The organism is Micromonospora sp. NPDC048040 (genome assembly GCF_055587185.1).
In genome coordinates this window covers 21,458-28,239 of sequence record NZ_JBVJGT010000074.1, presented here as the reverse complement: position 1 = coordinate 28,239, position 6,782 = coordinate 21,458, and the positions used below count along the sequence as shown (strand labels likewise).

The window sequence follows — 6,782 nt, the reverse complement described above, 5'->3', positions numbered from 1 at the left end:
AAGGTGACCAACGCGGCGGCGGTCGCGACGTAGAACAGCATCGCGGCGAACCGGTCAGCCAGAACCTGCGCCCGGCCGCTGGACGCCTGAGCCTGGCTGACCAGCCGGCCGATGCCGGCCAGCGCGGTGTCCTCGCCCACCGCGTCGACCCGCACCCGCAACGCGGAGTCGGTGGCCACCGTGCCGGCCACCACCCGGTCGCCCACGCCACGCGGCACCGGCCGGGACTCCCCCGTGATCATCGACTCGTCCAGCTCGGCGGCGCCGTCGACGATCGAGCCGTCGGCCGGCACCCGGGCACCGGAGCGGACCAGCACCGTGTCGCCCACCCGCAGGTCGGCCAGCGGCACGCGGTGCGGGGTGCCGTCGTCGTCGAGCCGTTCGGCGTCGTCGGGCAGCAGCGCCGCCAGCGCGGCGAGGGCGCCCTGCGCCTGGCCGATCGCCTTCATCTCCTGCCAGTGCCCCAGCAACATGATGGTCACCAGCGCCGCCAGCTCCCACCAGAAGTCCAGGTCGAACACGCCGAGACTGGTCGCCAGCGACGCGGCGTACGCGACCGTGATCGCCATCGAGACCAGCAGCATCATCCCCGGGGCGCGGTCGCGGACCTCCCGTACGGCGCCCACCAGGAACGGCCAGCCTCCGTAGAGGAAGACCACCGACCCGAGGACCGGGCCCACCCAGCTCCGGCCCGGGAAGTCCAGGGTGTAGCCGAACCAGTCCATCACCATGTGACTGGTCAGCACGATCGGCACGGTGAGGGCGAGGCACAGCCAGAACTTGCGGCGGAACTGCTCCGGGTCGTGACCGGCGTGCTTGTCGTGCCCGCCGTGCCCCGCCTGCTCGCCGGATCCGCCGTGCCGGCCGGGCCCGCCGTGGTCGTCGGGCCCGCCGTGGTCGTCGGGCCCGCCGTGCGCGGCTCGGTCGTGGCCCTGGCCGTGGCCGCCCGCCGAGCGGGCCGCGTCACGGTGCGGGCGGAACGCCCGTGCGAACACCCAAACCCCCGTTCCCGCGGCCACACCGGGCCGGGGCCACCGGCCGCCGCCACCGCCGTCGGTGCCGGGCGGGCGGCCCGCGTGCGACCGGACGCACGGACCACTGTAGGAGAACCGGGGGTCACCCGGCCGGGGATCACCGCGATCGGCGGGAGGCCGGGCCACCCGCCGCCCGACGGACGGGTTCAGCGCCGGCTCACCGCCACGCGGTCTCCTCCGCCACCTGTACGCGGTCGAGCAGCGGCCGCCACCAGCTCTCGTGCTCCCGGTACCAGGCGATCGTCGCCTTCAGCCCGTCGCCGAACCCGATCCTCGGCTCCCAGGCCAACTCGCGGCGCAGCTTGCCGGAGTCGAGCAGGTAACGCCGGTCGTGCGAGGGCCGGTCGGGCACCCGCCGCTTCAGCTCCGCGCCGAGGCCCAGCTCCCCCAGTACGGCGTCGGCGAGCGTCTCGACGTCGACCTCGACGCCGCTGCCCACGTTGTACGTCTCCCCCAGCCGGCCGTGCAGCAGCACCGCCTCGACCGCGCGGCAGTGGTCGGCCACGTGCAGCCACTCGCGGCGGTTGCGGCTGGAGGCGTAGACCGGCAGCGGCATGCCCCGCAACGCGTGCGTGACGAACAGGGGGATCACCTTCTCCGGGAACTGGTACGGGCCGTAGTTGTTGGAGCAGGTGGTGATCGTGAAGGGGATCCCGTAGGTGTGCCCGAAGGCCCGCACGGCGTGGTCGCCCCCGGCCTTCGCCGCGTTGTACGGGGTGCGCGGCCGGTAGGGCGAGTCCTCCGTGAAGGCGCCGGGGTCGTCCAGCGCCATGTCCCCGTACACCTCGCAGGTGGAGATCTGATGGAAGCGGATGCCGTCGCGGCCGACCCGCCGGACGGCCTCCATCAGGGCGACCGGGCCGAGCACGTTCGTCTCGAAGAAGGCCGTCGGGCCCAGCACCGCGCGGGAGTTGTGCGACTCGGCGGCGAAGTTGACCACGACGTCGACCCCGTGCTCGCGCAGCGCCCGCGCCACGGCCGGCTCGTCCCGGATGTCGCCCTGGACGAAGGTGACGGCGTCACCGAGGTCGGCGAGGTTGGCCAGCGTGCCGGAATACGTCAGCAGGTCGAAGGCGATCACCCGGTCGCGCGGGTGGGCGCGGCGCCAGTGGCGGACGAAGTTGGACCCGATGAAGCCCGCCGCGCCCGTCACGAGAATCGTGCTCATTGCTCTCTCCTACCTTCGCCCGGCGGGCCTCCGAGGTGGCACCGGAGGGTCCGTCGGCGACGTCCGGCCAGTCCATGCGACGGGACCCGCCGTCGGCGGGCCTCGCGTGGGTGGTTCACCCGGACGAGTCTGCCCGGCCGCCCGGTGGAACGGGCGGCCGGCCGTTGCGCGTACGCCCGCCGCGTCGCCGCGGAGGGTGACCGTCGCAGGCGCGCCCGGTGCCCCCGACGCGGCCTGGGCCCGGTGGCCGGCAGCCGGCGCGGAGTGTCAGCGAGGGGCCCTTCCGCACGCCTCCGGCAGCGGAAGGGCTCCTCGCTGACGAAGCCGGCGGCCGGTGCAACGGGAAGCCCGACTCAGCAGTCGGCGAGCTGCCCCCGCAGCTTGCCGAGTGCGCGGGCGAGCAGCCGGGAGACGTGCATCTGGGAGACGCCGACCCGGGCGGCGATCTCGCTCTGGGTGAGGTTGCCGTAGAAGCGCAGGGTGAGGATCTTCTGCTCCCGCTCGTCGAGGGTGGCGAGCGCCGGGCCGAGGGCCACCCGCAGCTCCGCCAGCTCGAACTCGCCGTCCTCGGCGCCGAGCGTGTCGGCCAGTTCGGTGGCGCTGTCGCCGGCACCGATGGGGGTGGACAGGGAGACGGCGTTGTAGGCCCGGGCGCCCTCGAGGCCCTCCAGGACCTCTTCCTCGGTGATGTCGAGGTGGGCGGCGATGTCGGCGACCGTCGGGGCCCGGTTGAGCGTCTGCGTGAGGGTGCCGTTGGCCTCGGAGATGCGCAGCCGCAGCTCCTGCAGCCGTCGGGGGACACGGATGTTCCAGGGTGCGGTCGGGGAAGTGGCGCATGATCTCGCCGAGGATCGTCGGAATGGCGAAGCCGGCGAGCGCGCAGACCCCCAGCTTTAGCCGTGGGTATAGCGCGTCGATTGTGGGCGGACAGTAGATAGCGGTGGGTTGTATGTTGTCCGGGTGTCCGTCACGGTGCGGTCGAACAGTGACGTCGTTTTCCAGTGTGCTTTCCATGTGGTGTGGTGCCCGAAATTTCGGCGCGGGGTGCTCGACGGCCAGATCGAGGAACGGCTCAAGCAGCTCATCCGGGAAGTAGTTGAGGAGCGGGGGGCGTGGCTGGCGGCCTTGGAGGTCATGCCGGACCGTGTCCATCTGCTGGTGGAGGTGGACCCGCGGTATGGCGTCCACAGGCTCGTCAAGGCGATCAAGGGGCGCACGTCGCGGGTGTTGCGGGAGGAGTTTCCGTCGTTGCATTCCCGGTTGCCGACGTTGTGGACGAACTCGTATTTCGTGGCGACCACGGGCGGCGACCCGTTGGCGGCGATGGAGCGGTATGTCGAGCAGCAGAAGGGCCGCTGAATTGTTGATGGGCCGCCGGTATCTGCTTGCGTTCACCGATGAGCAGGTCGTCTACGCCGAGCAGGTGGGGGCGGCGTGTCGGGCGGTGTGGAACACCGGCCTGGAGCAGCGCCGTGAGTACCGTCGGCGTGGCGGGTTCATCGGCTATGTCGAGCAGGCTCGGCAGTTGGCCGAGGCGAAGAAGGACCCGTACTGCGGGTGGCTGGCCGATGCTCCGTCGCACACGTTGCAGCAGACGTTGCGGGATCTGGACCGGGCCTGCAAGACGCACGGCACGTGGAAGGTGCGGTGGCGGTCGAAGTCGCGCACGGCACCGTCGTTCCGGTTTCCTGACCCCCATCAGATTGCGGTGCGGCGGCTGAGTCGGCGGTGGGGTGAGGTGCGTCTGCCGAAGTTCGGTCCGGTGCGGTTCCGCTGGACCCAGCCGCTGGGCGGCATCATCCGTAGCGCCACGGTCAGCCGGTCCGGTGGGCGCTGGCACATCTCGTTCTGCGTCGAGGACGGCGTGTCCGAGGTGGCGCCGAACGGCAAGCCGCCGGTCGGGGTCGATCGAGGTGTGGCCGTGGCGGTCGCCACCTCCGACGGCGACATGTGGGACCAGGAGTTCGTCACGCCCGGCGAGGCGGTGAGGCTCACGCGGTTGCAGCAACAGTTGTCGCGGTCGCTGCGTGTTCACGGCCGTAACCGTCGGTCGGGCCGCCGCGACGCGGTGCGTGCCGAACTTGTCCGCCTCAACGCCCGTATCCACGACCGGCGTGCCGACTTCGCCGCGCGGACGGCCGCGCAGCTCGTCCGCGACCACGGCACGGTCGTCGTGGAGGACCTGCGCATCAGGAACATGACCGCCAGCGCCAAAGGCACGATCGAGCAACCCGGGCGTAACGTTCGGCAAAAGGCTGGCCTGAACCGGGCCATCCTCACCAAGGGCTGGGGCGGGTTTCTGCTCAGGTTGCAGCACGCCGCCCGGTACCACGGGGCGCAGGTCGTGAAGGTCAACCCCGCGTACACGTCGCAGACCTGTCATGCCTGCAGGCATGTCGCTCGGGAGTCCCGCGAGAGCCAAGCGGTCTTCCGGTGCGTTGCCTGTGGGCACCAGGACAACGCCGACGTGAACGCGGCCAAGAACATTCTCGCCGCCGGGCTGGCGGTGACAGGGCGTGGAGACCTCGCCGTTGGGCGGTCTGCGAAGCGCCAACCACCCGAACGGCTCACGGCGTGAACGCGCCTCAGCCACGGGAATCCCCTGGCTTCAGCCGTGGGGAGGAGGTCAACATCTTGTCGGGCACACCTGTTACGGTCTCGCCGCCGCTGCACCAGTCGACCGGAGGTAGGCGTGATCAGTTCGCACGTGTCGTCGTTCGCCGGGTTGCCGGTGCTGCCGTTCACACCGGGGATGACCCTTCCCGACGACCCGTCGGCGGTCGCCTGGCGGCTGGAGGTCGAGGACTTCGACGCGGAGCCCGAGGAGTTCGCCGGCCTCGTGCAGGCGCTGCGCGAGCAGGTGCCGGCCGACGCGGTGCGCGCCCTGGTGATCGGCGAGTGGGGCGAGGCGTACGAGCGGCCGCTGCCGGTGGAGGCGTTGGTGGCGGCGGCTGGGGAGTGGACCGCGCTGCGGGCGGTCTTCCTCGCCGAACTGACCTACGAGCAGTGCGAGATCTCCTGGCTCAGGCACGGCGACATCACCCCGCTGCTCGCGGCGTACCCGTCGCTGGAGGTGCTGTGGGTGCGCGGCGCGCAGGACCTGCGGCTGGAGCCGGTCCGGCACGACGCGCTGCGTGAGCTGCGCTTCGAGTCCGGCGGGCTGCCGGCCGGGGTGGTGCGGGCCGTCGGCGCCTGCGAGCTGCCGGCCCTGCACCGGTTGGACCTGTGGCTCGGCAGGTCCGACTACGGCGGCGACGCGACCGTCGACGACCTGGCCGGCGTGCTGGCCGGTGCCGGCCTGCCCGCGCTGCGGCACCTGGCGCCGTGCAACGCCGAGATCGCCGACGCGGTGGCGGCGGCCGTCGCCGCGGCGCCGGTCGTCCCGCGGCTGGAGGTCCTCGACCTGTCGATGGGCACGCTCACCGACGAGGGCGCGGCGGCGCTGCTGGCCGGCCAGCCGTTGACCCACCTGACGCGGCTGGACCTGCACCACCACTACCTCTCCGAGGAGATGGCCGCCTCGGTGGTCGCCGCGCTGCCGGGCGTGCGCGTCGACGTGTCGGACCCGCAGACCGCCGACGAGTACGACGGCACCCGGTACCGCTACACCGCGGTCGGGGAGTGATCGGCCGTGGCCTTCGGTTCCCACGCGCGGGCCTTCGCCGGTCGACCGGTCGTCGACGTCCCGGTCGACGGGCCGCTGCCCACGGTGGACGGTCCGGTCTCGTGGCGGTTCTCCCTGTGGCACTTCGACGAGACCGCCGACTACAAGCTCTCGGACGAGTTCCGGGTGGCGTTCGACCGGTTCGTCGCGCAGGCCGGGCCGTCCGTGGAGTCCCTGGTCGTCGGCTCGTGGGGGTACGCGGCGTTCAACCTCGCCCCGATCGCGCAGCTCTGCGCGGCGGCGCCCCGGCTGCCCGCCCTGCGCGCCCTCTTCCTCGGTGACATGACCGGCGAGGAGTGCGAGGTCTCCTGGATGAGGGTGGGCGACGTCAGCCCGCTGTTGACGGCGTACCCGGAGCTGGAGGTGCTGCGCGTCCGCGGCGGCGAGGACCTCACGTTCTCTCCCGTGCGGCACGCGCGGCTGCGGGAGCTGGCGGTGGAGACCGGCGGGCTCTCCGCGGCGTTCGTCGGCGCGGTGCTCGACTCCGACCTGCCCGCGCTCACCGACCTGGAGCTGTGGCTCGGCACCTCCGACTACGGCGGCGACGCGCAGGTTTCCGACCTCGCCCCGCTGCTGGCCGGGGAGCGGTTCTCCGCGTTGCGCCGGCTCGGGCTGCGCAACGCGGAGAACGCCGACGACCTCGCCGAGGCCCTGGCGAGGGCGGCGGTGGTGCCGCGCCTGGAACGGCTGGACCTGTCGCTGGGCACGCTCGGCGACCGGGGCGCGGCGGGGCTGCTCGCCGGGCAGCCGCTGAGCCACCTGGCGGAACTGGACCTGCACCACCACTACCTCTCGGAGGAGATGGCCGCCTCGGTGGTCGCCGCGCTGCCGGGCGTCCGGGTCGACGTGTCCGACCCGCAGGAGGCCGACGAGTACGACGGCGAGCGCTACCGCTACACGGCGGTGTCGGAGTGAC

The 6,782-nt window shown here is 72.4% G+C and carries 6 protein-coding genes and 1 pseudogene; 4 read left to right on the top strand and 3 right to left on the bottom strand.

Features of this window, described 5'->3' with window-relative positions; genetic code table 11:
* The 3 genes and pseudogenes from ACZ6O2_RS33510 to ACZ6O2_RS33500 form a co-directional block, all read right to left on the bottom strand.
* The coding region (locus ACZ6O2_RS33510) for a P-type ATPase actuator domain-containing protein (RefSeq protein WP_466025780.1) at window positions 1-995 on the bottom strand (995 nt) is incomplete at its 3' end.
* 196 nt (window positions 996-1,191) lie between these two features.
* Window positions 1,192-2,202: a dTDP-glucose 4,6-dehydratase gene (rfbB, locus tag ACZ6O2_RS33505; protein WP_466025779.1), complete on the bottom strand. Its 1,011-nt coding sequence runs from the start codon at window positions 2,200-2,202 to the stop codon at window positions 1,192-1,194.
* Between the two features lie 353 nt (window positions 2,203-2,555).
* Window positions 2,556-3,282: pseudogene (locus tag ACZ6O2_RS33500) on the bottom strand (sigma-70 family RNA polymerase sigma factor).
* Here ACZ6O2_RS33500 and tnpA point away from each other — a divergent pair.
* From tnpA to ACZ6O2_RS33480, 4 genes are all read left to right on the top strand, one after another.
* Window positions 3,163-3,561, top strand: a complete 399-nt coding sequence (gene tnpA, locus ACZ6O2_RS33495; RefSeq protein WP_466025778.1) for an IS200/IS605 family transposase — start codon at window positions 3,163-3,165, stop codon at window positions 3,559-3,561. The pseudogene ACZ6O2_RS33500 and the gene tnpA sit on opposite strands and share 120 nt — an antisense overlap.
* Window positions 3,536-4,780: an RNA-guided endonuclease InsQ/TnpB family protein gene (locus ACZ6O2_RS33490; protein ID WP_466025777.1), complete on the top strand. Its 1,245-nt coding sequence runs from the start codon at window positions 3,536-3,538 to the stop codon at window positions 4,778-4,780. The genes tnpA and ACZ6O2_RS33490 overlap by 26 nt, the downstream gene beginning before the upstream one ends.
* A 114-nt stretch (window positions 4,781-4,894) precedes the next feature.
* Window positions 4,895-5,827 (top strand): STM4015 family protein, encoded by a 933-nt coding sequence (locus ACZ6O2_RS33485; RefSeq protein ID WP_466025776.1) that lies wholly within the window; start codon window positions 4,895-4,897, stop codon window positions 5,825-5,827.
* A 6-nt stretch (window positions 5,828-5,833) separates the two neighbouring features.
* A complete protein-coding gene (locus ACZ6O2_RS33480) occupies window positions 5,834-6,781 on the top strand; it encodes an STM4015 family protein (RefSeq protein WP_466025775.1) in 948 nt (315 codons plus the stop codon).
* The last annotated feature ends 1 nt before the right edge of the window (window position 6,782 follow it).

Bases quoted from the DNA above. Each gene is read 5' to 3' on its own strand.
- rfbB (WP_466025779.1), bottom strand. From the start codon at position 2,202: ATGAGCACGATTCTCGTGACGGGCGCGGCGGGCTTCATCGGGTCCAAC.
- ACZ6O2_RS33490 (WP_466025777.1), top strand. From the start codon at position 3,536: ATGTCGAGCAGCAGAAGGGCCGCTGAATTGTTGATGGGCCGCCGGTAT.